We start from the raw sequence: 22,476 nt of genomic DNA, 5'->3' as shown, positions 1-22,476 counted from the left end.
TGAGGAGCGATCTCGATTGCTGCCACCATCTGCTCCTGTCGGGCGGAGCGCCAACCGCCCGGGTGATCGAGCGCATGTATGTCAAAGACCCGACCGGTCCACGGTCGAATACCAGAGGAGTTCCGGTGGCTCAGGGAAAGCCAGTTGTCGCGCCGGGGGCGCATCGGGTGTCGTCGCACGGGTCGGTTACCGCCCCTGAAGTCGTCCTGGTGGGTATCACCTGCACTTTTGCCGGTTGGCTCGTGGCTGCCGGACACGCCCTGCCGGTCGCGGCGTCTGTGCCGCTGCTGGTCGTCGTGGTGGTGCTCTCGGCGGCTCGTGCGGACCTCTCCACCGTTCGTAGGTCCCTCGATCCGTCCTGGCGGGTTTGAGGTGGCGGGCGGGAATTCCCGGCGTCCGGTGGACTGGCTCAACCGGACGGTTGCGAGAGTTTTCACCGTTAATCGTGTGGAAGCGCCTGCCGATTTCCTGCGCGCGTTGGAGGGAGGGGCATTGCTGGACTGGGGTCGCTACACCGAACTCTTGTTCGAATTCGGCCTCGAACGGGATTTCTGCCGCCGCATCAGGGACGCCTACCTCGACGCCTCGCGGGCCGGCGCACCCCGGCTCCGGGCACCCGGTGGACTGCGTCCGCCGATGGCCGAGGTGGAGTTGCAGGCCCGGGACGAGGCGGAGTTCGCCGAGTTGCTCCAGCTCATCAAGGAGCGGTCCGGGCTGTCGTACCGGGAGATCGGGGAGGCCGCGGGCATCAAGCACAGCCAGGTCCACTCGATGACCACCCGCGGCACGCTGCCCACCAGACCCAAGCAGGTCGAGGCGGTCCTCGTGGCCTGTGGCCTGCCGGACGACCAGGTCGTCCTGGTGATGAGGCTGTGGGGCCGGCTGCGGGAGCGCAAGCGGGATCGGGGCTCGGTGATCCTCGGCCCGTTCGGGGATCCGGAATCCCTGGAAGCGGCGGCGTGGTTCAGCGGTCCGAAGCGAGCGGTGCTGGCCGGCTCGCCGGGAGGGGGGAAGAGCACGCTCGCGGCCCGGCTCGTGCGGGGTCTCGCGGCGTCGGGGGACGAGCGTCGGGTGTTCATCGTGTCCAGCTCCAACAACTGGGCGCACTCGTGGATAGATCAACTGGAGGGGTTCGCCAACGGCGGCGACGACCCTCCCGGTCCCCTGCCCCTCGTCCCCCGCCCGACCTGACCCCTCAGCGGGCCGGCGGCCCCCGCGACGCCGCCGGTTACCCTGAGCACCGTGCCTTCCCCCACCACGTCCAAGCGCGTCGCCATGCTGACCCTCGGCTGCGCCCGCAACGAAGTCGACTCCGAGGAACTCGCCGGCCGCCTCACCGCCGGCGGCTGGGAGCTGGTCGACGACGAGGCGGACGTGGTCGTGGTCAACACCTGCGGCTTCGTGGAGTCGGCCAAGAAGGACTCCGTGGACACCCTCCTCTCCGCCGCCGACAGCGGCGCCAAGGTGGTCGCGGTCGGGTGCATGGCGGAGCGCTACGGCACCGAGCTGGCCGACAGCCTGCCCGAGGCGAACGCCGTCCTCGGGTTCGACCACTACGGCACCCTGGCCGAGCGCCTGGACGACGTCCTGGCGGGCCGGGCCGTCGAGTCGCACAAGCCCGTGGACCGCCGCACCCTGCTCCCGCTCACCCCCGTGCAGCGGCCCCGGGCGGCAGCGGACGTGCAGGTGCCCGGCCACGGGTGGGGGCCCCGCGTGCTGCGCACCCGCCTGGAGGACACGCCGGTCGCGCCGCTGAAGATCGCCTCCGGCTGCGACCGCCGCTGCTCGTTCTGCGCGATCCCCTCCTTCCGGGGCGCGTTCGTCTCCCGCCACCCCGACGAGGTGGTGGCCGAGGCGATGTGGCTGGCCGAGCAGGGCGTCCGAGAGGTCTTCCTGGTCTCCGAGAACTCCACCTCCTACGCCAAGGACCTGCCCCGCGAGCTGGGCGGCCTGGAGCAGCTGCTGGCCCGCCTGGCCGCCGTGCCCGGCATCGACCGGGTGCGCGTCTCCTACCTCCAGCCCGCCGAGACGAAGCCGACCCTCGTCCGGGCGATCGCGACCACCGACGGGGTGGCCGACTACTTCGACATGTCGTTCCAGCACTCCAGCGAGCCGGTGCTGCGGCGGATGCGCCGGTTCGGCTCGACCGAGTCGTTCCTGGGCCTGGTCGAGCAGATCCGGTCGCTCGCCCCGCGCGCCGGCATCCGCAGCAACGTCATCGTCGGCTTCCCCGGCGAGACCGAGGCGGACGTGGCCGAGCTGGAGCGCTTCCTCACCGAGGCGCGCCTGGACGCGGTGGGCGTGTTCGGCTACTCCGACGAGGACGGCACCGAGGCCGAGGGCCTGCCGGACAAGCTGGACGCCGACACGATCGCGGAGCGCGTGGCCCGGCTCTCGAACCTGGTCGAGGAGCTGACCGCGCAGCGCGCCGAGGACCGGGTGGGTGACGAGGTCGTCGTCCTGGTCGAGACCGAGGAGGACGACGAGAGCGACTGCGTCGGCCGCGCCGCCCACCAGGCGCCCGAGGTCGACGGCGAGTGCGTCATCACCAACGCCGACGGGCTGCGGGTGGGCGACCTGGTGCGCTGCCGCGTCGACGCGGCCGAGGGCGTCGACCTGGTGGTCTCCGCCGTCGAGGTGCTCCCGAGGTGACCGAACCCGCGCGCGTGCCGGTGCTGAACATCGCCAACGTGCTGACGATGTCCCGGCTGGCGCTCGTGCCGGTGTTCCTCTACTTCCTCTTCGCCGAGGACGGCCGGCAGTTCTGGTGGCGACTGGCCGCGTTCGGCGTGTTCGCCGTCGCGTCGGTGACCGACCACGTGGACGGCAACCTGGCCCGCAAGCTGGGCCTGATCACCGACTTCGGCAAGATCGCGGACCCGATCGCGGACAAGGCGCTGACCGGCGCCGCGCTGGTCGGCCTGAGCCTGCTGGGGGAGCTGCCCTGGTGGGTGACGGTGGTCATCGCGGTGCGCGAGCTGGGCGTGACGTTGCTGCGCTTCTGGGTCATCCGCCACGGCGTGATCCCGGCCAGCCGCGGCGGCAAGCTCAAGACGCTCGTGCAGATCTTCGCCATCGGCCTGTACCTGCTGCCGCTGCCCGACTACCTGGAGCCGGTGGCGCTGGTCAGCATGGGCGCGGCGGTGGTGCTGACGGTGGTGACCGGCGTCGACTACGTGATCCGCGCCTTACGGCTGCGGGCGCGGGGGAAGCGGGCCGTGGCGGGGGCCGGGTTGGACCTGGAGCAGGAGCGGGACGTGAGCGGCAGCGGGGCCTGAGGAGCGGGCTGTCGCCGGACGCGGGCGGGAGCGGGAGCGGGGTGTGAGCAAAGTCATGACCGAGCGTGACCAGGGGTGCGGGCAGGGCACGGGCGCCGAGGACGTGGTCCGGGCGCTGCGCGAGCGCGGCGAGACGGTGGCCACCGCCGAATCGCTCACCGCCGGCCTGGTCGCGGTCACCCTGACCGAGGTCCCCGGCTCCAGCGCCGTGCTGCGCGGCGGCCTCGTGGTGTACGCCACGGACCTCAAGCACACGCTCGCCGGCGTGGACGGGGCGCTGCTGGCCGAGCACGGCGCAGTTCACCCGGAAGTGGCAAAACAGCTCGCCGAGGGTGCCCGGGACCGCTGTGGCGCGACGTGGGGGCTCGGGCTGACCGGTGTGGCCGGCCCCGCCCCGCAGGACGGCGTCCCGCCCGGCACAGTCCACATCGGTGTGGCTGGTCCACCCGGTTCAGTGACCAGAACGTTCACTCTGAGTGGTGATCGTCGGCAGGTGCGCGAAGGTGCCTCCGCAGCGGCGCTCGATCTGCTGCGGAAACAGCTCATGATCCCGATCAGGTGACTTGACCAGCGGGTTTTCCGTCACACAACGCCGACAACACGGGAACTTACCGGCCGGTTCACTCGTTCGCCCTTGGCGGACGTGTCCAGAACTCACTGCCCGTCGACGGGACGGGTCGGTAACGTGGTGGCACGGCCGGCCGGAAGGAGGCGCGCGATGACCGTGCTGCTGCGCGAGGCGATCGGTGATCGGCTCCGCCATGCCCGCACCACCCAACGCCGCACGCTGCGCGAGGTCTCCAGGACCGCCCGCGTGAGCCTGGGGTACCTCTCCGAGGTGGAACGGGGCCGCAAGGAGGCGTCCAGCGAGCTGCTGGCCGCGATCTGCGAGGCGCTGGACCTGCCGCTGTCCGAACTCCTGCACCTGGTCGCCTCCGACATCGGCGCCGTCCAGAAGTCCGTGACCAGCCCGGCCGAGCTCACCGAGCGGGCCGCGCCCGCCCCGGCGGGCCTGGAGGGCGGCACCATCGTGCCCGCGATGATCGGCAACGACCTGTCCGACCTGCGCCTCCAGCCCGTGCTCACGCACCGGCTGTCCACCTCCCTCAGCGAGCCCCGCGGCGCGGTGGTGGCGGCGTAACCGACCCAGACCTGCGACGAGCCGAGCCGGGAGCACCCGGCTCGGCTCTCGGTCTTGTCCGGTCCCGCCGGACGTGGGTCTTGTCACGGGTTGGCAACCACCCGCCGCGCCCGCGCGTCAGGACGGGCGTGCCGGGGAAGCATCCGGGGTGCCGGGCGCACCGGATCCGTTCGACGAAAGTTCGGGGGGCACTCAGGGTGATCCCGGAGATCTCCCCCGGTCGGTGGAACGAGCGCGGCACAACTGGAACGATGGAACCAACAACAGCACCGGGTCGTTGCCAATCACGAGCGCGAGCCAAGGACGTGCGGAGAAGGCAGGCGTAGGAGATGGCCAACCCTTTCGCGAAGGCGTGGAAGTACTTCATGGCGGCTTTTTCGTCGAAGATCGACGAGCACGCCGACCCGAAGGTGCAGATCCAGCAGGCCATCGAGGAGGCGCAGCGGCAGCACCAGGCCCTGTCTCAGCAGGCCGCCGCGGTGATCGGCAACCAGCGGCAGCTGGAGATGAAGCTCAACCGGCAGCTCGGTGAGGTGGAGAAGCTCCAGGCGTCCGCGCGCCAGGCGCTGGTGCTCGCCGACGAGGCCCGCGCCAAGGGCGAGGAGCAGCGGGCGGCCGAGTTCGAGAACGCCGCGCAGTCGTTCGCGACCCAGCTGGTCACCGCGGAGCAGAGCATCGAGGACCTGAAGACGCTGCACGACCAGGCGCTCCAGGCCGCGGGCCAGGCCAAGCAGGCCGTCGAGCGCAACGCGATGGTGCTCCAGGGCAAGCTGGCCGAGCGCACCAAGCTGCTCAGCCAGCTGGAGCAGGCCAAGATGCAGGAGCAGGTGTCGCACTCGCTGCGCCAGATGACCGAGCTGGCCGCGCCGGGCAACACGCCGTCGCTGGAGGAGGTCCGCGACAAGATCGAGAAGCGGTACACCACCGCGCTCGGGTCCGCGGAGCTGGCGCAGAACTCGGTCCAGGGCCGGATGCTGGAGGTCCAGCAGTCGACCACGCAGATGGCGGGCTCGGCCCGGCTGGACCAGCTCCGCGCGTCGCTGGCGGGCGGCAAGGTCGCCGGCGAGGTCACCGGTGGCCAGTCGAGGAGCGCGAGCGCGAACATCCAGCAGGAGATCCAGCAGCGGGTCCAGCAGACGCAGGCGCAGCAGACGCAGGCGCAGCCGGTCCAGCAGACCCAGCAGATCCCGCAGAACCCCCAGACCAACCAGGGCTGAGAGGACGGTGTCCGCGATGGATCCCCGGCGGAAGGCGGCCGGCGAGATCGTCCAGTTCGTCGGCGGCCAGTTGCAGAACCAGTTGCAGGGCCAGTTGCAGGGGCAAGTCGCGGACCAGGTGCGGCGGAGGGTCGCCGCGTGGAACGACCCGCGCGCGAAGCTCGACCGGCGCTACCGCCGGTCGGGCCGCGTGCTCACCTTCTGGCTGATCGTGCTGGCGCTGCTCACGACGCTCGGCGCGCTGGCGGTGTTCGGCGTGGTCGAACCGGCCATCGGCATCGGCGTGGCCCTCGGGTTCGCCGGCACGTCGGTGCTGGCGGTGCGCACCGGCCTGCGCCGGCGCGAGATCGACCGGGCGCGGCAGGAGCTCGCGGCCGTGCCCGTGCGCACCCCGCTGCCCGCGCGGGCCTCCGCCGCCCGCCAGCCGATGGAGCGGCTGGAGGAGGCCGAGGACACGCTGCGGGAGCTGCTGCGCCAGCTCGACTCGGCGGCGCTGACCTCCGTGCCGTCCGACTCGGTCGAGCAGGCCCGCGCCACCGGCGTCGAGGCGTCCGGCGCGATCCGCGCGGTGTCCCTCCAGCTCCAGGCCGTGGAGCGGGCCCGCGACACCGCCCCGCCGCTGGACCGCGCCCCGCTGGTGGAGGGGGTGCGCCGGCTGCGCGAGCAGCTGGACGAGGGCGTGGAGGGCTACTGCGGGCTGGTCGCGGCCGCCGGTCGGGTGCTGGCCGAGAGCACGGCCACCCACCCGCGCGAGGTGCTGGGCGAGGCGACCGACCACCTGGCCGGCCTGTCGGCCGGGCTGCGCGAGCTGTCGCGCTGGACCCGGGGCGGCGCCGAGCCGGAGCCGGGGTACTGAGGCGGCACCGCGCGTAGCGGTCCCACCCCGAACCCCCTCCTCCGACCCCTGGCCGCGGTCCTGGGCACAGCCCGGGACTGCGGTCAACCGAAGTTCCGCCCGTGCGCCCGCGCGTCCATCTGCACGAACGTCCGCTACCTCACGTTGCGTAGCAGAGTTCGGCTGACTTGCTCGAACCAGTGGCGTACGCTGCTGCAATCGTGTGATTATCAGACCGTTACCCGGGCTGGGTCACTACTTGGCGTGGCAGGATTCCTTGTCGAACAGCGTGGTTCGGCCTGGTCGCCCAGGGAGGTCATTGCGTGGCGTTGTGGACCGTGCACGGCGATGGCCGCACCACAGACGGTGACGCCATCGCCCCGCAGGAGCGGTTGAGCTGGCCCCTCACCGTCGGCTTCGGCGCCCAGCACCTCCTCGCGATGGCCGGCGCCACGCTCTACGTCCCCGCCGCCACCGGTCTCCCGGTCAGCACCACCCTGCTGTTCTCCGGCGTCGGCACGCTGCTGTTCCTGGTCCTCACCCGCAACCGGGTGCCCAGCTACGCCGGGCCGTCGTTCGCCTTCATCGCGCCGCTGGCCGCGGCCCGCGACGAGGGCATCGCCGCGCAGCTCGGCGGCGTGCTCGCGGCCGGCCTGCTGGTGATCATCATCGGGATCGCGGTGAAGGCCCTGGGCGTGCGGCTGCTGGAGTCGGTGATGCCGCCGCTGGTGACCGGGGCCGTGGTGATCATCATCGGGCTGGACCTGTCCGGTCGGGCCACCGAGCCGTTCGCGCGCCAGCCGCTGCCCGCCGTGGTGACCGCGGGCGCGATCCTGCTGTGCGGGGTGCTGGGCCGGGGCTCGTCCTTCCGGTTCTCCGTGCTCATCGGCGTGGTGGCCGGGTGGCTGTTCGGCTTCTTCGCGGGCCTGGTCGACACGGGCGCGGTCGCGCGGGCGGCCTGGTTCGGCCTGCCCGAGTTCCACTCGCCCGAGCTGCGCCCGTCGGTGACGCTGCTGGTGCTGCCGGTGGTGCTCGTGCTGGTCGCGGAGAACGTCGGCCACGTCAAGGCGGTCGCCGCGCTGACCGGCCGCAACCTCGACGGCAGCGCGGGCGACGCGATCATCGCCAACGGCCTGTCCACCACGTTCGCCGGCCTCGGCGGGGGCTCCGGCACCACCACCTACTCCGAGAACATCGGCGTGATGGGCGTGACCAGGGTCTACTCCACGGCCGCGTTCGCGGTGACCGGCGTGACGGCCGTGCTGCTGTCGTTCTCGCCCAAGGTCGTGGCGGTGCTGGGCACCGTCCCGGCGGGCGTGGTCGGCGGCGCGACGCTGGTGCTGTTCGGCCTGATCAGCCTGGTCGGCGTGCGGGTGTGGATGGAGAACCGGGTCGACCTGACCAACCCGGGCAACGCGCTGGTCGGCGGCGCGGCCCTGGTCGCGGGCGTGGGCGACCTCACGCTGGTGGTGGGCGACATGGAGCTGGGCGGGATGGTCTGGGGCCCGCTGCTGGTGGTGATCCTGCACCCGCTGCTGCGCCGGCTGCGGGCCGCCCGCGAGGTCTAGCGCGCCGCCCGCGAGGGCCGGCGGACCGCCGGTGGCGAGGGCCGGCGCGCCTGCCCGCGCCCGCCCGCGAGGTCTAGCGCGCCGCCAGCGCGCGGTTGATCCGCCGCACCAGCCCCGGACCCTCGTAGATGAAGCCGGTGTAGAGCTGCACGAGGCTCGCGCCCGCGTCCAGCATCCGAGCCGCGTCGTCCGGGCTCGCGATGCCGCCCACGCCGATGATCGGCAGCCGCCCGTCGGTCCGCCTGCTGACGAACCGCACCACCTCGCGCGCCCGCTCGGCCAGCGGCCTGCCGCTCAACCCGCCCGCCTCACCCGCCAGCGCCCGGTCGGCCGGGGCCAGCCCCTCGCGCGACAGGGTGGTGTTCGTCGCGATCAGGCCGCTGACCCCGTGGCCGTCGCACACCTCCAGCAGCTCCCCGATCGCCCCGTCGGTGAGGTCGGGGGCGATCTTCACCAGGATCGGCTTGGGCGCGGCGCCGCCGGCCAGCTCGCGCGCGGCCTCGTCCAGCCCGGACAGCAGCTCGGTCAGCGCCCCCCGGTCCTGGAGCCCCCGCAGGCCGGGGGTGTTGGGCGAGCTGATGTTCACCGCGAAGTAGTCGCCGAACCGGTAGAGCGCCCGCAGGGACGCCCGGTAGTCGCCCACGGCCTCCTCGACCGGCGTCACCTTGGACTTGCCCAGGCTGATGCCCAGCGGCACGGACAGCGGCCCCAGGCGGGCCAGCCGGTCGGCCAGGGCCTGGGCGCCGTCGTTGTTGAAGCCCATCCGGTTGATGATCGCCTCGCTGGCGCGCAGCCGGAACAGCCGCGGCCGCGGGTTGCCCGGCTGCGGGTGCCGGGTGACCGTGCCGACCTCCACGAAGCCGAACCCCAGCGCGCCCCACGCGGGCAGCGCCCGGCCGTTCTTGTCCAGCCCGGCGGCCAGGCCGACGGGGTTGGGGAACCGCACGCCGAACACGGTGCGCTCCAGCGCCGGCCCGCGCCGGACGAGCCCCGCGGCCGGGCTCACCCTCTCCAGCAGGCCGAGGGTGGTCTCGTGGACCCGCTCCGCGTCCCCGCCGTGCATCCGGAACAACGCCTTGCGCACCACGCTCCTGTAGACCACGGCGGAAACCCTAAGCGATCGGTCCCGGCTGGCAGTGCGGGCACCAGTACGCGGGACGCTCCTGCACGCCCGCGCCCTGCCCGCCGACGCGGACCCGCGTGCCGCAGCGGAAGCACGGCTTGCCGGTGCGCTCGAACACCCAGTGGTGCCGGCCCCGGGCCATGCTCCCGGTCGTGCTCTGCTCGGGGTGCCAGGCGTTGGCCAGCAGCAGCTTGCGCGACAGCCGCACCGCCTCCGCCGGGTCGACCCCGGACACCGGGGTCCACGGCGAGGCGCCCAGCAGGAAGCACACCTCGGCCTTGTAGAGGTTGCCCACGCCGGCCAGCACGCGCTGGTCGAGCAGCGCCACGCCCAGTTCGCGGTCCGGGTCGGCGGCCAGCCTGCGGGTGGCCTCGGCCTCCTGCCCGGCGTCCCAGTCCTCGCCCAGCAGGTCCGGCCCCAGGTGGCCGACCAACCGGGCCTCCTGGTCGGTCGGCAGCAGCTCCACGTCGTGCAGCGAGAACCCCACCGCGACCCGGTCGGGCACCTCCAGCCGCGCCCGCACCTGGTGGCCGGGCCGCTTCCAGCGGTCGCCGGGCCGGTAGAGGTGCCAGGCGCCGTCCATCCGGAAGTGGGTGTGCAGGCTCAGGCCGCCGGAGAACCGGGTGAACAGGTGCTTGCCGACCGAGCGCACCCCCAGCACGTCCCGGCCGCCCAGGTCCGCGGTGGCCCACCGGGGGTGGCGCAGCTCGCCGCGCACCAGCGTGCGGCCGGCCAGCGCCTCGTCCAGGCGGTGCCCGGCCAGGAACACGGTGTCACCCTCGGGCACCGGCGCCCGCGCTTCCCCGGGTCACGCCTCCACGGCCTCCTGGATCTCGTCGTCGTCGAAGTCGTCGTGCGAGGGCCGCCTGCGGCTGCGGCTCATCCGCAGGATGCGGGCCAGCAGCAGGTTGAACGCCAGCGCCACCTCGCGCGCGCCGGGGGTACCCCACTCGTGGATCGGCATGCACGCGCCCTGCGCCTGCTGCACGGCCAGCCGGTCGGGCATCGCCACCGGCATCACCAGGGGGCCGAAGATGTCGCGCAGCTCCTCGATGCGGAACTGGTGCTCGTGCGAGCGCGGCCGGACCCGGTTGACCACCACGCCCAGCGGCTGGAGCTCCCGGTTGTGCTCGCGCTCGGCCTGCACCGCCTCGAACGCCCGCTGCACGCCCGCCACCGCGAACATCGTCGGCTCGGTCACCAGCAGCGCCCGGTCCGCCGCGACCAGCGCCGACCTGGTCAGCTGACCCAGCGACGGCGGGCAGTCCAGCAGCACCAGCTGGTAGGGCTCCTCGTCCTCCTTGAGCAGGCGCAACGCCTCGCGCAGCCGGCCGAGGCGGGCCTCGTTCGGGTCGGGGTGGTTCAGCGACTCCGCGTCCTCCGAGCCGACCAGCACGTCCAGGCCGTCGCCCCACCCGCTCGGTGAGACGGCCTCGCGCAGCACCTCCGCGGTGGGTTCCCGGAGCACGTCGTAGATGCTGGCCCCGGTCTCCTCGGGTTCCAGGGTGGAGGTGGCGTTGCACTGGGGGTCCAGGTCGATGACCAGTGTCCGGACCCCGCGCCGCAGAGCGGCCGACGCGAGACCCAACGCGACCGTCGTCTTGCCCACGCCACCCTTGAGACTGAGCACCGCCACCGTATGCACAACGTGCAGCCTACGACCCTTACGCTCTGGTGCCATGCGACCGGACGCCGTACACAGGGTGCTCGACACCGAGCTCGCCGCCGCGCGGGACCGCCGGGGCGGTGAGCCGCCGAGGGTGCTCGACGTGGGCGGCGGCAGCGGTGTGTGGGCGGTCCCGCTGGCCGTGGCCGGGTGCTCGGTGACCGTGGTCGACCCGAGCCCCGACGCGCTGGCGACGCTGCACCGCCGGGCCGCCGAGGCGGGCGTGCTGGACCGGGTCACCGCCGTGCAGGGCGACGCGGACGTGCTGGACCAGGACGCCTCGGCCGACCTGGTGCTGGGCCACGGCCTGCTGGAGGTGGTGGACGACGCGGGCGCCGCGCTGGCCGCGCTGGCCGCCGCCGCGGCCCCGGGCGGCGCGGTGTCGGTGCTGGTGGCGAACCGGTTCGCGGCCGTGCTGCACCGGGCCATCGCCGGTCGGCTGGTGGAGGCCCGGCGGCTGCTGGACGACGAGGCCGGGCAGCTCGCGGGCACCCGCGACCCGCTGCTGCGCCGGTTCGACGCGGTGGGCCTGGAGGCGCTGGTGTCGGCCGCGGGCCTGAAGGTGGAGCTGGTGCAGGGCCACGGCGTGGTGTCCGACCTGGTGCCGGGCTCGGTGCTGGACGCCAACCCCGGCGCGGCCGACGCGCTGGCGGAGCTGGAACTGGCCGCGTCGACCAGGTCGCCGCTGCGCGACGTGGCGGCCCGCCTGCACGTCCTGGGCCGCAAGTACGGCTGAATGCGGTACAACGGTAGGCATCCGCCGCCTACCGCAGAGGACCGCAGCCGTGGGAGACCCGCTTTTACCCGGAGCCCCGTGATGACCGCCGCCGCGCCCGAGGAGATCGAGGACCGGGTGCGCGAGGCCGTCCGCGGTGACCGGGCCGCCGCCGCGCGGCTGCTGACCATCGTCCGGCCGCTGGTGGTGCGCTACTGCCGGGCCCGCGTGGGCCGCCAGGAGCGCTCGTACACCTCCGCCGACGACGTGGCGCAGGAGGTCTGCCTGGCCGTGCTGACCTCGCTGCCGACCTACCGCGACCACGGCCGGCCGTTCCTGGCGTTCGTCTACGGCATCGCCGCGCACAAGGTGGCCGACGCGCACCGCGCGGCGCTGCGCAACCGGGCCGAGCCCGTGCCCGAGGTGCCCGACGCCCCCGACGACTCGGCCGACCCCGAGCGGTCGGCGCTGCGCGGGGAGCTGTCGCGCAAGCTCGGCGAGCTGCTGCGCCTGCTGCCGGACAAGCAGCAGGAGATCCTGCTGCTGCGGGTCGTGGTGGGCCTGACGGCCGAGCAGACCGCCCAGGTGGTGGACGCGACGCCGGGCGCGGTGCGGGTGGCGCAGCACCGGGCGCTGACGCGCCTGCGCCGCGAGGTCGAGCGGGCGTCGTGGCTGGCCGTCACGTAGCGTGTCTGGTTACTCAGCGCAGCCAAATGTGGTAGTCGGCTCCGCCGTTCGCATCTTAAACGCGACCGTTTGGAGCAACTTTCGAATACCTGCGTCATCCGCGTGAGGGAGCTGCGTCGCGTTGCCATGTGGCCCAAGGGGTGGTCCAGCGCGCGGACGCCGAGGAGCTCGCGATGGCAGTGGTGGTCGATTTCGGAGTTATGCCGGGACGCGGCGGTGCGTCGCGCGTCCGAGCCGGGGAGGCGGTGATGGCCGTGGACTGCGAGGACGCCCCGGTCGCCGTGGTACGTGCGGAAGTGGGTCCGGACGCGCTGGTCGAACCGGCGGTGCGGGGCGACCGGCGGGCCGTGGAGGCGTTGCTGGGGCTGATCCGGCCGCTGGTGGTCAGGTACTGCCGGGCCAGGGTCGGCCGCGGGGAGCGGTCGCGGTCGTCGGCCGACGACGTGGCGCAGGAGGTGTGCCTGGCGGTGCTCAAGGCGCTGCCGTCCTACCGGGACCAGGGGCGGCCGTTCCTGGCGTTCGTCTACGGCATCGCCGCGCACAAGGTCGCGGACGTCCACCGGGCGTCGGCCCGGGACCGGGCGGAGTCGGTCTCGGAGCTGCCCGACAGCGTCAGCGGCGGGCCGGGGCCCGAGCAGGAGGCGTTGCGGGGCGAGCTGGGCGAGCGGATCGGGCGGCTGCTGGGCGTGCTGCCGGAGCGGCAGCGGGAGATCCTGGTGCTGCGCGTGGTCATGGGCATGTCCGCCGAGGAGACGGCGGTGCTGGTGGGTTCGACGCCCGGTGCGGTGCGGGTGGCGCAGCACCGGGCGCTGCTGAGGTTGCGCAAGGTGCTGGGGGAGTAGGTTCCCGGTTTGCCCGTTCGGGTGTCTTGTGCGCGTCCTCGCCACTGGTCGGGTGGCGGAGTGCGCGGCACGCCTACCGCTTGGCGTAGGGTGTCGAACGGGTGTTCGACGGGGGTGGATCTTGGGTCGCAGTGCCGACCTGCCGCGCGGTCTGGTCGACCGCTTCATCGCGCGCGGCGACGTGTGGCCGGACGACACCGGTTGCCCGATGCTGCACGTGGACATGGACGCCTTCTACGCCTCGGTCGAGATCCGCGAGCGGCCGGAGCTGGCCCACCGCCCGGTCGTGGTGGGCGGCACGGCGCACCGGGGCGTGGTGGCGTCGGCGAACTACCTGGCGCGCGAGTTCGGCGTGCGCTCGGCCATGCCCACCGCCCACGCGCGCAGGCTCGCGCCGCACGCGGTGTTCCTCCCGCCCGACTTCGCGCGCTACCAGGAGGTCTCGCGCGGGGTGATGGCGATCTTCCGCGACACCACGCCGCTGGTGGAGCCGCTGAGCCTGGACGAGGCGTTCCTCGACGTCAGCGGCTCGCTGCGGCGGCTGCGCGCGACCCCGGCCGAGGTCGCCGGGTCGATCCGCGAGCAGGTGTTCCGGGCGTTCGGGGTCACCTGCTCGGTGGGCGTCGCGCCGACGAAGTTCCTGGCCAAGCTGGCCTCGGGGATGTGCAAGCCGGACGGCCTGATGGTGGTGCCGCGCGCGGAGGTGCTGACCTTCCTGCACCCGCTGCCGGTGTCCGCGCTGTGGGGCGTCGGCAAGCGGACGGCCGAGGCGCTGGAGCAGGTGGGCCTGGAGACGGTGGCCGACGTGGCCGCCGTGCCGCTGCCCAGGCTGCGGCGGGTGATCGGGGTGGCGCTGGCCGAGCACCTGCACGCGCTGGCGCAGGGCCACGACGACCGGCCGGTGGTGCCGTCGACCAGGGAGAAGTCGATCGGCGCCGAGGAGACGTTCGAGGTCGACCACGTCGACCGGGACCTGCTGCGGCGCGAGCTGCTGCGGCTGGCGGAGCGGTCCACCGCGACGCTGCGGGAGCGGGGGCTGCGCGGGCGCACGGTGTCGATCAAGGTGCGGTTCGCCGACTTCACCACGATCACCCGGTCCAGGACGCTGCGGGTGGCCACGGACGTGACGCAGGAGGTCCACCGGACCGCCGCGGCGCTGCTGGACGAGCAGGTGCCGCCGGGCGCGGTGCGGCTGATCGGTGTGCGGATCGAGCAGCTGGTGGAGGAGGGGAGCGGCGAGCAGCTGATGTTCGACGCCCCGGAGCGCGGGTGGCGGGAGGCGGAGCAGGCGGCCGACCAGGCGCGGTCGAGGTTCGGCCGGGCGGCCGTGCGGCCGGCGTCGCTGCTCGCGGAGGGGCCGGCGCGGTCCGGGGTGGAGGAGCCGGGTCCCGACCCGGGCTGACGGGACCTGGTCCCGACCCGGGCTGACGGACCCGACCCCGACTCGGGCTGACGGGACCCGGTCCCGACCCGGGCTGGAGCGACCCGGTCCCGACCCGGGCACCCGAGGCGGCGGAACGGGCCGATCGGGTGGTTGGCGGGCCGGATCGGACCGCGCGCGACGATCACCGGGCACGCTGGTCGGGTGGACCGGTTCTGGGGCTTGCTCACCCCCGCCGAGCACGAGGTGCTCGGCGCCACGGGTGCGGAACGCGACTACCCGCCCGGCTCGGTGATCTGCGCGGAGGGCGAGATCACCCGGCACGTGCTGGTGGTCCGCCGCGGCCTGCTGCGGGTGACGGCCACCACCGCCAACGGGTACGAGAAGGTGCTCGCCATCCGCGGCTCGGGCGACATCGTCGGCGAGCGGTCCGCCGTGGACGGGCTGCCCCGCTCGGCCACCGTGTGCGCGCTCAACGCGGTCCGGGCGCTGGTCCTCTCGGCCCCGACCTTCGTCGCCCTGTGCCAGCGGTACCCGCGCATCTCGTGGGCGGTGCTGACCGTGGTGATCACCCGGCAGCGCGACACCGACCGGCAGCGGACCCAGATCAGCGGCACCGCCACCCAGCGCGTCGCCGCCGTGCTGATCGACGTCGCGCTGCGGCGCGGCATCGCGGACCAGGGCGCGGTCTCCCTCAGCCAGGAGGAGCTGGCCGGCATCGCCGGGACGTCCCGGGAATCGCTCGTCCGGGTGCTGCGCTCGTTGCGCGAGCGCGGCATCATCTCCACGGGTCGGCGGAAGATCGAGATCCACCAGGTCAGCAGGCTCCACGACCTCACCAACTGATATTCCCGCTGTGCGTCATCTGACGCAGAAGTCCGTCGTCGGACGCCCTACAAATGAGTTGTCGGAACAGCTCAGAGGGGGCGTCATGAACCACAACGAGGAGCGAGCCAAGTCCCGCCGCAGGTTCACCGAACGGCTCGCCTGCACCCTGCTCTTCACCGCGGTCCAGCTGTGGGCGGCGGTCGTGATCGTCATCAAGTCCGACGCCCGGGGCGTCGTCGCGCTCGCCGTCGCGCTGGTCCTCGCGGGCGGGCTGATCGCGATGTACGACGCGTGGCGCGAGGTGCGCTCCACCCACCGCGAACTGGACGTCGAGTTCCAGGACAACCTGGTGCGCCTGTAGGGCGCGACGAGACCGGGACCCAGCGGTGGCCGGCGAGGGGCGGCCATCGCTCTCCCCGGGCCTTCCGCGGGCGGTCGGGCCCGCGGAAGGCCCTTCTCCACGGGGGGTGGAGGAGGTCGAGGTGCGCCCGTTCGGGTCGAGCTGCGCGGACCGGGACGGGCGCGGGGGACCGGGACCGGGACCGGGACCGGGACCGGGGGGTGGGTCGTCCCGAGGGGGCGGTGGGCCCGGTGGTGGGCCCGACCCGCCCACCACCGCGAACCGGGCGGCGCAGGGCCTTGACACGGCGTTCGGCGGGGGTCTGCCGCCAGCTTACGGAGGTCTGACCGTTGACCCGTGAGGATGATGGTGACCTAACGAACCGCTTAGGGGCACAGACTGGGTAGTCGGCGGGCCTCCCGAATCGTATCCTGGTCGTGACGCCCCCAGGGCGGGGCGTCCGCCGGGACCGGCGGCAACCGTGATTACCCGGCGCCCGCGACCGCTGTGCCGGAGGAGGAGCCATGCCACTCTCCGAGCACGAGCAGCGACTGCTCGACCAGATCGAGCGCGCGCTCTACGCCGAGGACCCGAAGTTCGCATCCACCGTGCGCGGCGCCAAGCTGCGCAAACCGTCCCGACGGCGTCGTATCCAGGGCATCGCGTTGTTCGCCGTGGGTGTGGCGCTGCTCGTGACAGGTGTGATGTTGCCGAAGCTCGCTGGTATCCCGGTGGTGAGCGTCGTCGGCTTCCTGTTGATGTTCTTCGGCGTACTGCTCACCGTGACGACACTCCGTCGTGGTGATCAGGGTGCCGAAGAGCCCAACGACGAGGGAGGCCGGCCCAGCCGCAGCTCGTTCTCACAGAAGATGGAAGAACGTTTCCGTCGCCGTTTCGAGGACGAGTAGTCCGCGTAACAGCCCTGACCGCACTGCCCGCAGAACGCACACGGCCCGCCCCGGGAGTCCTGGGGCGGGCCGTGGGGTGTTCGGGGTGGGTGTTCGGAGGCGGGGCGGGGTGGCCGCCTGAGCCGGGGCCGGCCCACCTCACCTCACCTCACCTCACCCTCACTCGTCCGAGTCCGGGCTGGTAGGCGGCTTCGGGTGCAGCACCGACCGGGGCAGCACCCTGGCCTTCAGCGCCAGCGGCGCGTTGCGGTTCAGGCTCGCCCGCACCTCGTCGACCGCCCGGGGTAGCGAGGGGTCCGCCCCCGTCCGCGTGCTGTACCAGGACCGCTCCACCGCCCCGACCACCGCGCGCAGCCCGTCCCGCCCCTGCTCGTCCAGGTTGTGCGCCTTCACCAACCGCCGCGCGGCCACGCGCACCGTCTCGGTGTTCGGCACCCGCGTCCCCCGGTCGACCGACTCGGCCACCAGCTCCCGCCAGGCCGCACCGGCGGCGTCCGGCTCCAGCCCGGCCACCGCCCGCACCCGCGCCCGCCGCCGCCACTCCCGCACGCCCGCGTGCGCCGCCGCGCCCGCCAGCAGCACCAGCGCGATCGCCAGCTCCCACCACAGCAGCGCCGCCACCAGCGCCAACACCACCACCCACGCCGCGGCCGCCGCCGCGAGGGCCGCCGGCCGCAGCCCGGGCAGGCGCAGCCACGCGGGTCCGCCGGGCCTGCCGCTCGCGATCGCCAGCCAGGTCAGCAGCGCCGCCAGCAGCGCCGCCACCGCGAGCGCCACCAGGTGCCAGGTGGGCACCGACTCCCCGGTCTCCGTCGTCCCGCCCTGGGCGAGCGCGTCCGGCGCGGTCGACTCCGAGGTGGACGAACCCGAGGTCGGCGCGGTGGTCGTGGTCGTGGCCGCGGTGGCGCTGGACCCGTCCTCCTCGTCGTCGGCGTCCAGGCCGGAGATGTACGGCGGGGTCACGCCCCGGCCGTCCGACAGCGGGGTCGGGTCGAACGTCATCCAGCCGTAGCCGGCGAAGTAGATCTCCACCCACGCGTGCGCGTCCTGCGTGGTGATGGTCTGGAAGTCGTCGGTGGGGAACCCGGCGGTGAAGCCGAGCGCCACCCGCGCGGGCATCCCGACCGACCGCGCCATGATCGCCATCGCCGAGGCGTACTGCTCGCAGTACCCGCGCTTGCCGTTGAACAGGAAGTCCTCCAGCGCGTCCGGCCGGTTGTCGCCACCGGTCTCGGTCGTGTAGGTGAACCCCTGCGTGCCGTCGGTGAAGTGCCGGTACAGGGCGGTCGCCCGGTCGAACTGGTTGTCCTCGCTCGCCACGACGTCCCGCGCCAGCTCGGCCACCCGCTCGCTGACCCCGGGCGCGTCCTGGTAGGCCGGGTCGACGTCCGGCACGCCCGACGCGCGGCGCAGCGTGTCCGCGCCCGGCGACTCCAGCACCGTCTCCAGCGTGTACTGGCCCGACTTGCGCGCCCGGACGCTGTAGACCATGCCGCGCGCCGGGTCGTAGCGCCAGTTGTCCTCGACCTGCCCGATCGAGCGCGGCCGGCCGTACACCGGCAGCCAGTTGTCCACCCAGTTCACCGGCTCGACCTGGACCGAGGTCACCCGGCCGTCACCGGGGTCGCCCGGCTGCGGGGGCAGCTCGCCCTGCGCCGACACGCCCTCGGGCATGTTGCCGCCCAGCTGCCAGCCCTTGTCCGGCACGTACTCGCGCAGCGTCATCGCCCGCAGGTAGGCCGAGCTGGGCAGGCCCCGCACCCGGAACATCTCCCGCGTCGAGCCCTGGTCGAGCATCCCGCGCAGCTCGGTCATCGGGTCGATGCCCAGCCCGCCGGAGCCGCCGCCGATCTCGTCGCCCGTGCCGGGCAGCCGCCCGACCGTGCCGACCAGCGTCAGGCTGCCGCCCACCACCAGGGCGATCACCACGGACAGCCCGGCCACGGCGGCCGCCGCCGGTCCGGAGCCCTGCCGACCGCCGTTGGGCAGCCTGCCCCGCCACGCCTCGTGGCGGTGCTGCCCGTCCACGGCCAGCAGCATCGCGAACGCGCCCGCGCCGAACGCGAACGTCCACAGCGGCAGCATCTCGTCGGCCAGCGACGCGGGCACCGCGAACACGCACAGCAGCACCAGGCCGGACGCCGCGGGCGCCGCCGCGCCCACCGCCAGCCCGTCGACCAGGACCGCCACCAGCCCGATCGCCACCATGACCAGGCACCGCATGGCCGGGCTGTCGGGCACCGGCGGCACACCGGTCTGCACCTCGGCCATCGCCTGGCCGAGCACGTCGAGCAGGTCGTTCAGCGACTGCGGGCCGGGCAGGAACACCAGCACGCCGCTGCGCGTGAAGATCGTCACCAGCAGGCACAGCAGGGCCAGCACCTGCCCGAGGCTCACCACCACCGGGGGCAGCCGCCGGGACGCGCGCAGCAGCACGCCCGTGCCGGCGACCACCGCGATCGCCACGGCCAGGTACACCGGCCACAGCGCGCCGCCGATCACGCTCGACAGCGCGGTCGCCGCGCACAGGGTCGCCAACCCCGCGACCGCGGGCGTCGCGCCCACCGCCCACCCGCCGTCCGCGGTCCTGCCGGTCATGGTCACCCCACCTCCGTGCGCACCACCGGGCCGCGGTTGCCCGCGCTGTGGCACAGCTCCTGCCAGACCTGGCGCATCGGCGTGTTCGGCCGAGCCACCACCACCCCCCACCCGGCGGCGGCGAGCAGCCGCACCGCGTCGTCGGGGTCCGGCGCGGGGTCGTCCGAGGGGGACGCCCACGCCGCCACGTCCATCAGCACCGCCAGGCTGCGCACCCCGCGCGGCCGGTGGCGCGCCAGCGAGTCCACCGCCGCGGGCGTGCAGCCGCCGAGGATCGCGATGACCTCCTGGCCCGCGCCCGGGTCCACGCCCGCCGCCGGCTCGCGGTGGTGCGAGGGCTGGAGCGCGGCCAGCGCGTCGAGCACCACCGCGTCGCTGTACCCGGACCCGCCCGGACCGCCCACCAGCACCCGGCCGTCGTCGCCGACCAGGCGCACCTGGTGGCCGTACCGGTGCAGGTGCAGCGAGATCGACGCGGCGAACGACACCGCCCACTCCAGGCTCGCGCCGGGCCCGCCGCCGCGGTGCGCGACCACCCGGTGGTCCAGCAGCACGGTCGTGCCGCCGCGCCACGGCCGCTCCTCGACGCGCACCATCAGCTCGTCGCGCCGCGCGGTCGAGCGCCAGTGCACCTTCCGCAGGTCGTCGCCGTGCCGGTACGGGCGCACCACCGCGTCGTCCTCGCCCTGCCCGGCGCGCAGCCGGATCGAGCCGTCGTCGCCGGAGCCCATGCCGGAGCCGCCGGGCAGCCCGGTCAGCGGCACCACCCGCGGCACCACCACCAGCCTGCTGCGGCCGGCCATCTCCCGGTCGAACTCGGCCAGCCCGAACGGGTCGGTGATCCGGGCCAGCAGCGGCCCGACCTGCTGGACGCCGCGCATGACCGGCTTGAGCTGGTAGCGCAGCACGGTCACGGTGTTGCGCGGCAGCCGCTCCACCACGAACCGGGGGCGCGCGCCCAGCGCGTACGGCACCGCGTCCTCCAGCAGCAGGCCGCCGGTCGGCAGCCGGCCCGCGCTGCGCAGCTCGACCCGCACGTCCGCGGCCGACCCCACCTGGACCCGGCCCGGGTGCAGCAGCCGGTTCGCGTGCAGCCCCACCCGGGCCCGCTGCGCCAGCCACGCCGCCAGCACCGGCAGCGCCACCACGAACGCCGCCACGCGCAGCAGGTCGCGCTCGTTGAGCACGATCGCGCACAGTCCCGCCGCGAAACCGGCCGCGAGCAGGCACCGGCCCCTGGTCGTCAGCCCGGACAGGGTGCCCCGCATGTCAGCGGTGGTGGTTCGGGTTGGCGCCGTGCGCGAACTGGCCGCCCTGGTCCGGGCCGGCCTGCGGCACCGGCACCCGCTGGAGCAGGTTGCGCACCAGGTCGGCGGGCGACCGGCGGGCCGCCTGCGCCTCCGCGGTCGGCACCAGGCGGTGCGCGAGCACCGGCACGGCCACCGCGTGGACGTCGTCGGGCACCACGAAGTCGCGCCCGGCCAGCGCCGCCTGCGCCCGCGCGGACCGCACCAGCTGGAGCGTCGAGCGCGGCGAGGCGCCCAGCCGCAGCTCCGGCAGCCGCCGGGTGGCCCCGACCAGCTCCACCGCGTACCGGCGGACCTCGGGGGACAGGTGCACCCGCCGCACGGCGTGCACCAGCTTGAGCACCTGGTCGGCGTCGGACACCGGGCGCAGGTCGGCCATCGGGTCGTGGCCCGCGTGCTCGTCCACCATCGCCATCTCGGCCTGCGGGTCCGGGTAGCCGATGGACACCCGCGCGGTGAACCGGTCGCGCTGCGCCTCGGGGAGGGCGTAGGTGCCCTCCATCTCGATCGGGTTCTGGGTGGCGATCACCATGAACGGCGCGCCGAGCGGGTAGGTCTGCCCGTCGACCGTGACCTGGTGCTCCTCCATGCACTCCAGCAGCGCCGACTGGGTCTTCGGCGAGGCGCGGTTGATCTCGTCGCCCACCACGATGTTCGCGAACACCGGGCCGGGGCGGAACTCGAAGTCGTTGTCCTGCCGGTTGTAGATCGACACACCGGTGATGTCGCTGGGCAGCAGGTCGGGGGTGAACTGGATGCGGCTGACCGTGCAGTCGATCGACCGGGCCAGGGCCTTGGCCAGCGAGGTCTTGCCGACGCCCGGCACGTCCTCGACCAGCAGGTGGCCCTCGGCCAGCAGGGTGACCAGCGCGACCCGCACCACCTCGGGCTTGCCGACGATGACCTTCTCCACGTTGGCGGCGATCCGCCCGACCACCGCGTGCAGCTCGGCGAGCACCTCGTCCGGCCGGACCTGCTGCGCCTGCTGCCCCTGCTGGACCTGACCCTGTTGGCCGAGCCCCTGGTGCGCCGCCCCGGGCACGTGGTTGTTCGCCGCCGGTCCCCCGCCACCCCCGTAGGAGTGTTCCGGCAGGGTGCCTGGCTGGGTACTCGGAGTCACTCGACCTCCTGGAGCAGGGCGCGGCCCTACCGCGACCGGTTCGCGGTGGCGGTGAGCGTTTCACGCAGTGTGTCAAACCAGGGCGAAGCGCCCCACACCGATTGAACAGTTTCGTGCACTCGGGTGCCACGGGCGCGGGGCGCGTCCGGTGCGCGTCCGGTGCGCCCACCCCGTTTCGCCACGATTCCCCACCCGGGCCGGGGTCGGACCGATTTTGCCCGGTTTCCCTGGGCCGTTCGGGTGTATTTCGGGACGGATCGCCTCACTCGGCGAGGTGGTGGCCGCCCACTTCCCCCACCGCCCTCCACCGGCGCCATCTTCGCTCTACCAGCGGAAACGTCCCACAACACGTCGATCAACCACCCGGTTCAGCGTTGACTGTGGTGAAAAGTGGGGTACTGTGGCGGCCGGTGGGGCAGACGGGGGCTCCACCGCCGGTTCGGACGATCGGTCCCGGCACCGGGAGGTGGGCGCCGTGTTCCTGGGCACGCACCACCCGAGGCTGGACGACAAGGGCCGGCTGACGCTGCCTGCCAAGTACCGGGATGCGCTAGCGGGGGGTCTGATGGTCACCAAGGGCCAGGACCACTGCCTGTACGTGTTCCCCCGGGCCGAGTTCGAGCAGATGGCGCGCAAGGTGGCGGAGGCTCCGTTCACCAACGAGGCGGTCCGCGCCTACCAGCGCTACCTGTTCGCGGGCACCGACGAGCAGCGGCCGGACGGCCAGGGCCGGGTGCTGATCGCCCCGGAGCTGCGCCGGTACGCGGGGTTGACCAAGGAGTGCGTGGTCATCGGCGCGATCAACCGGCTGGAGATCTGGGACTCCCTGGCCTGGCAGCGGTACATGGACGAGCACGAGCAGCGGTACGCGGAAACGCGCGAGGAGGTGTTCCCCGGCCTGTTCTGACATCGGCTGGTCGTT

General features: G+C 73.6%; 22 protein-coding genes. 16 read left to right on the top strand and 6 right to left on the bottom strand.

What is annotated here, in order from left to right; genetic code table 11:
• Positions 1-522 precede the first annotated feature (522 nt).
• From ACFP3R_RS24635 to ACFP3R_RS24600, 8 genes are all read left to right on the top strand, one after another.
• On the top strand, positions 523-1,191 hold the full coding sequence (locus ACFP3R_RS24635; RefSeq protein ID WP_380638759.1) for a helix-turn-helix domain-containing protein: 669 nt from the start codon (positions 523-525) through the stop codon (positions 1,189-1,191).
• Between the two features lie 84 nt (positions 1,192-1,275).
• Positions 1,276-2,652 (top strand): 30S ribosomal protein S12 methylthiotransferase RimO, encoded by a 1,377-nt coding sequence (gene rimO / locus ACFP3R_RS24630; RefSeq protein WP_380638806.1) that lies wholly within the window; start codon positions 1,276-1,278, stop codon positions 2,650-2,652.
• A complete protein-coding gene (gene pgsA / locus ACFP3R_RS24625; protein WP_380638758.1) occupies positions 2,649-3,278 on the top strand; it encodes a CDP-diacylglycerol--glycerol-3-phosphate 3-phosphatidyltransferase in 630 nt (209 codons plus the stop codon). The genes rimO and pgsA overlap by 4 nt, the downstream gene beginning before the upstream one ends.
• 55 nt (positions 3,279-3,333) lie before the next feature.
• A complete protein-coding gene (locus ACFP3R_RS24620) occupies positions 3,334-3,840 on the top strand; it encodes a CinA family protein (protein ID WP_380638805.1) in 507 nt (168 codons plus the stop codon).
• Between the two features lie 156 nt (positions 3,841-3,996).
• On the top strand, positions 3,997-4,419 hold the full coding sequence (locus ACFP3R_RS24615; protein WP_380638757.1) for a helix-turn-helix domain-containing protein: 423 nt from the start codon (positions 3,997-3,999) through the stop codon (positions 4,417-4,419).
• 329 nt (positions 4,420-4,748) lie between these two features.
• Positions 4,749-5,636, top strand: a complete 888-nt coding sequence (locus tag ACFP3R_RS24610) for a PspA/IM30 family protein (RefSeq protein ID WP_380638756.1) — start codon at positions 4,749-4,751, stop codon at positions 5,634-5,636.
• Positions 5,637-5,652: 16 nt separating this feature from the next.
• Complete coding sequence (gene pspM / locus ACFP3R_RS24605; protein WP_380638755.1) at positions 5,653-6,492, top strand: phage shock envelope stress response protein PspM; 840 nt, start codon at positions 5,653-5,655, stop codon at positions 6,490-6,492.
• 302 nt (positions 6,493-6,794) lie between these two features.
• Positions 6,795-8,039: a uracil-xanthine permease family protein gene (locus ACFP3R_RS24600; protein WP_380638754.1), complete on the top strand. Its 1,245-nt coding sequence runs from the start codon at positions 6,795-6,797 to the stop codon at positions 8,037-8,039.
• A gap of 73 nt (positions 8,040-8,112) precedes the next feature.
• Here the strand turns inward: ACFP3R_RS24600 and ACFP3R_RS24595 are convergent, their stop codons facing one another.
• From ACFP3R_RS24595 to ACFP3R_RS24585, 3 genes are read right to left on the bottom strand one after another with little or no spacing between them, the layout of a single operon-like run.
• Positions 8,113-9,141: a quinone-dependent dihydroorotate dehydrogenase gene (locus ACFP3R_RS24595; protein WP_380638753.1), complete on the bottom strand. Its 1,029-nt coding sequence runs from the start codon at positions 9,139-9,141 to the stop codon at positions 8,113-8,115.
• Positions 9,142-9,151: 10 nt separating this feature from the next.
• Positions 9,152-9,949: a DNA-formamidopyrimidine glycosylase family protein gene (locus tag ACFP3R_RS24590; RefSeq protein ID WP_380638752.1), complete on the bottom strand. Its 798-nt coding sequence runs from the start codon at positions 9,947-9,949 to the stop codon at positions 9,152-9,154.
• A gap of 21 nt (positions 9,950-9,970) precedes the next feature.
• Complete coding sequence (locus ACFP3R_RS24585) at positions 9,971-10,807, bottom strand: ParA family protein (RefSeq protein WP_380638751.1); 837 nt, start codon at positions 10,805-10,807, stop codon at positions 9,971-9,973.
• A gap of 34 nt (positions 10,808-10,841) precedes the next feature.
• Between ACFP3R_RS24585 and ACFP3R_RS24580 the strand changes: the two genes are divergently transcribed.
• The 7 genes from ACFP3R_RS24580 to ACFP3R_RS24550 all read left to right on the top strand — a co-directional run bounded on the left by ACFP3R_RS24580 (position 10,842) and on the right by ACFP3R_RS24550 (position 16,529).
• Positions 10,842-11,564, top strand: a complete 723-nt coding sequence (locus tag ACFP3R_RS24580) for a class I SAM-dependent methyltransferase (protein ID WP_380638750.1) — start codon at positions 10,842-10,844, stop codon at positions 11,562-11,564.
• Between the two features lie 81 nt (positions 11,565-11,645).
• Positions 11,646-12,230 carry a sigma-70 family RNA polymerase sigma factor gene (locus ACFP3R_RS24575; protein ID WP_380638804.1) on the top strand — a complete coding sequence of 195 codons (585 nt, stop codon included), beginning with the start codon at positions 11,646-11,648 and terminating at the stop codon, positions 12,228-12,230.
• Positions 12,231-12,478: 248 nt separating this feature from the next.
• Entirely contained in the window at positions 12,479-13,072 is a 594-nt protein-coding gene (locus ACFP3R_RS24570) for a sigma-70 family RNA polymerase sigma factor (RefSeq protein ID WP_380638803.1), read from the top strand.
• Positions 13,073-13,193: 121 nt separating this feature from the next.
• A complete protein-coding gene (locus ACFP3R_RS24565; protein ID WP_380638749.1) occupies positions 13,194-14,474 on the top strand; it encodes a DNA polymerase IV in 1,281 nt (426 codons plus the stop codon).
• 183 nt (positions 14,475-14,657) lie between these two features.
• A complete protein-coding gene (locus ACFP3R_RS24560) occupies positions 14,658-15,299 on the top strand; it encodes a Crp/Fnr family transcriptional regulator (protein WP_380638748.1) in 642 nt (213 codons plus the stop codon).
• Positions 15,300-15,384: 85 nt separating this feature from the next.
• Positions 15,385-15,642 (top strand): hypothetical protein, encoded by a 258-nt coding sequence (locus tag ACFP3R_RS24555; RefSeq protein WP_380638747.1) that lies wholly within the window; start codon positions 15,385-15,387, stop codon positions 15,640-15,642.
• Positions 15,643-16,145: 503 nt separating this feature from the next.
• Positions 16,146-16,529 carry a DUF3040 domain-containing protein gene (locus ACFP3R_RS24550; RefSeq protein WP_380638746.1) on the top strand — a complete coding sequence of 128 codons (384 nt, stop codon included), beginning with the start codon at positions 16,146-16,148 and terminating at the stop codon, positions 16,527-16,529.
• Between the two features lie 159 nt (positions 16,530-16,688).
• Here ACFP3R_RS24550 and ACFP3R_RS24545 read toward each other — a convergent pair whose 3' ends face one another.
• The 3 genes from ACFP3R_RS24545 to ACFP3R_RS24535 are packed head-to-tail and all read right to left on the bottom strand — an operon-like array spanning position 16,689 to position 21,554.
• A complete protein-coding gene (locus ACFP3R_RS24545; RefSeq protein WP_380638745.1) occupies positions 16,689-19,127 on the bottom strand; it encodes a transglutaminase TgpA family protein in 2,439 nt (812 codons plus the stop codon).
• Positions 19,128-19,129: 2 nt separating this feature from the next.
• Positions 19,130-20,395, bottom strand: a complete 1,266-nt coding sequence (locus ACFP3R_RS24540) for a DUF58 domain-containing protein (protein WP_380638744.1) — start codon at positions 20,393-20,395, stop codon at positions 19,130-19,132.
• 1 nt (position 20,396) lies between these two features.
• A complete protein-coding gene (locus ACFP3R_RS24535; RefSeq protein WP_380638743.1) occupies positions 20,397-21,554 on the bottom strand; it encodes an AAA family ATPase in 1,158 nt (385 codons plus the stop codon).
• A 475-nt stretch (positions 21,555-22,029) separates the two neighbouring features.
• Here ACFP3R_RS24535 and mraZ point away from each other — a divergent pair, with 475 nt between their 5' ends.
• The gene (mraZ, locus tag ACFP3R_RS24530; RefSeq protein WP_380638742.1) at positions 22,030-22,461 is read left to right on the top strand and encodes a division/cell wall cluster transcriptional repressor MraZ; all 432 of its coding nucleotides are present in this window, start codon (positions 22,030-22,032) and stop codon (positions 22,459-22,461) included.
• The last annotated feature ends 15 nt before the right edge of the window (positions 22,462-22,476 follow it).

The organism is Saccharothrix lopnurensis (assembly GCF_042658445.1).
Lineage (GTDB): Bacteria > Actinomycetota > Actinomycetes > Mycobacteriales > Pseudonocardiaceae > Actinosynnema > Actinosynnema lopnurensis.
Note: the sequence above shows the minus strand (reverse complement) of the source record. Positions and strands in the feature narration are given on the sequence as shown.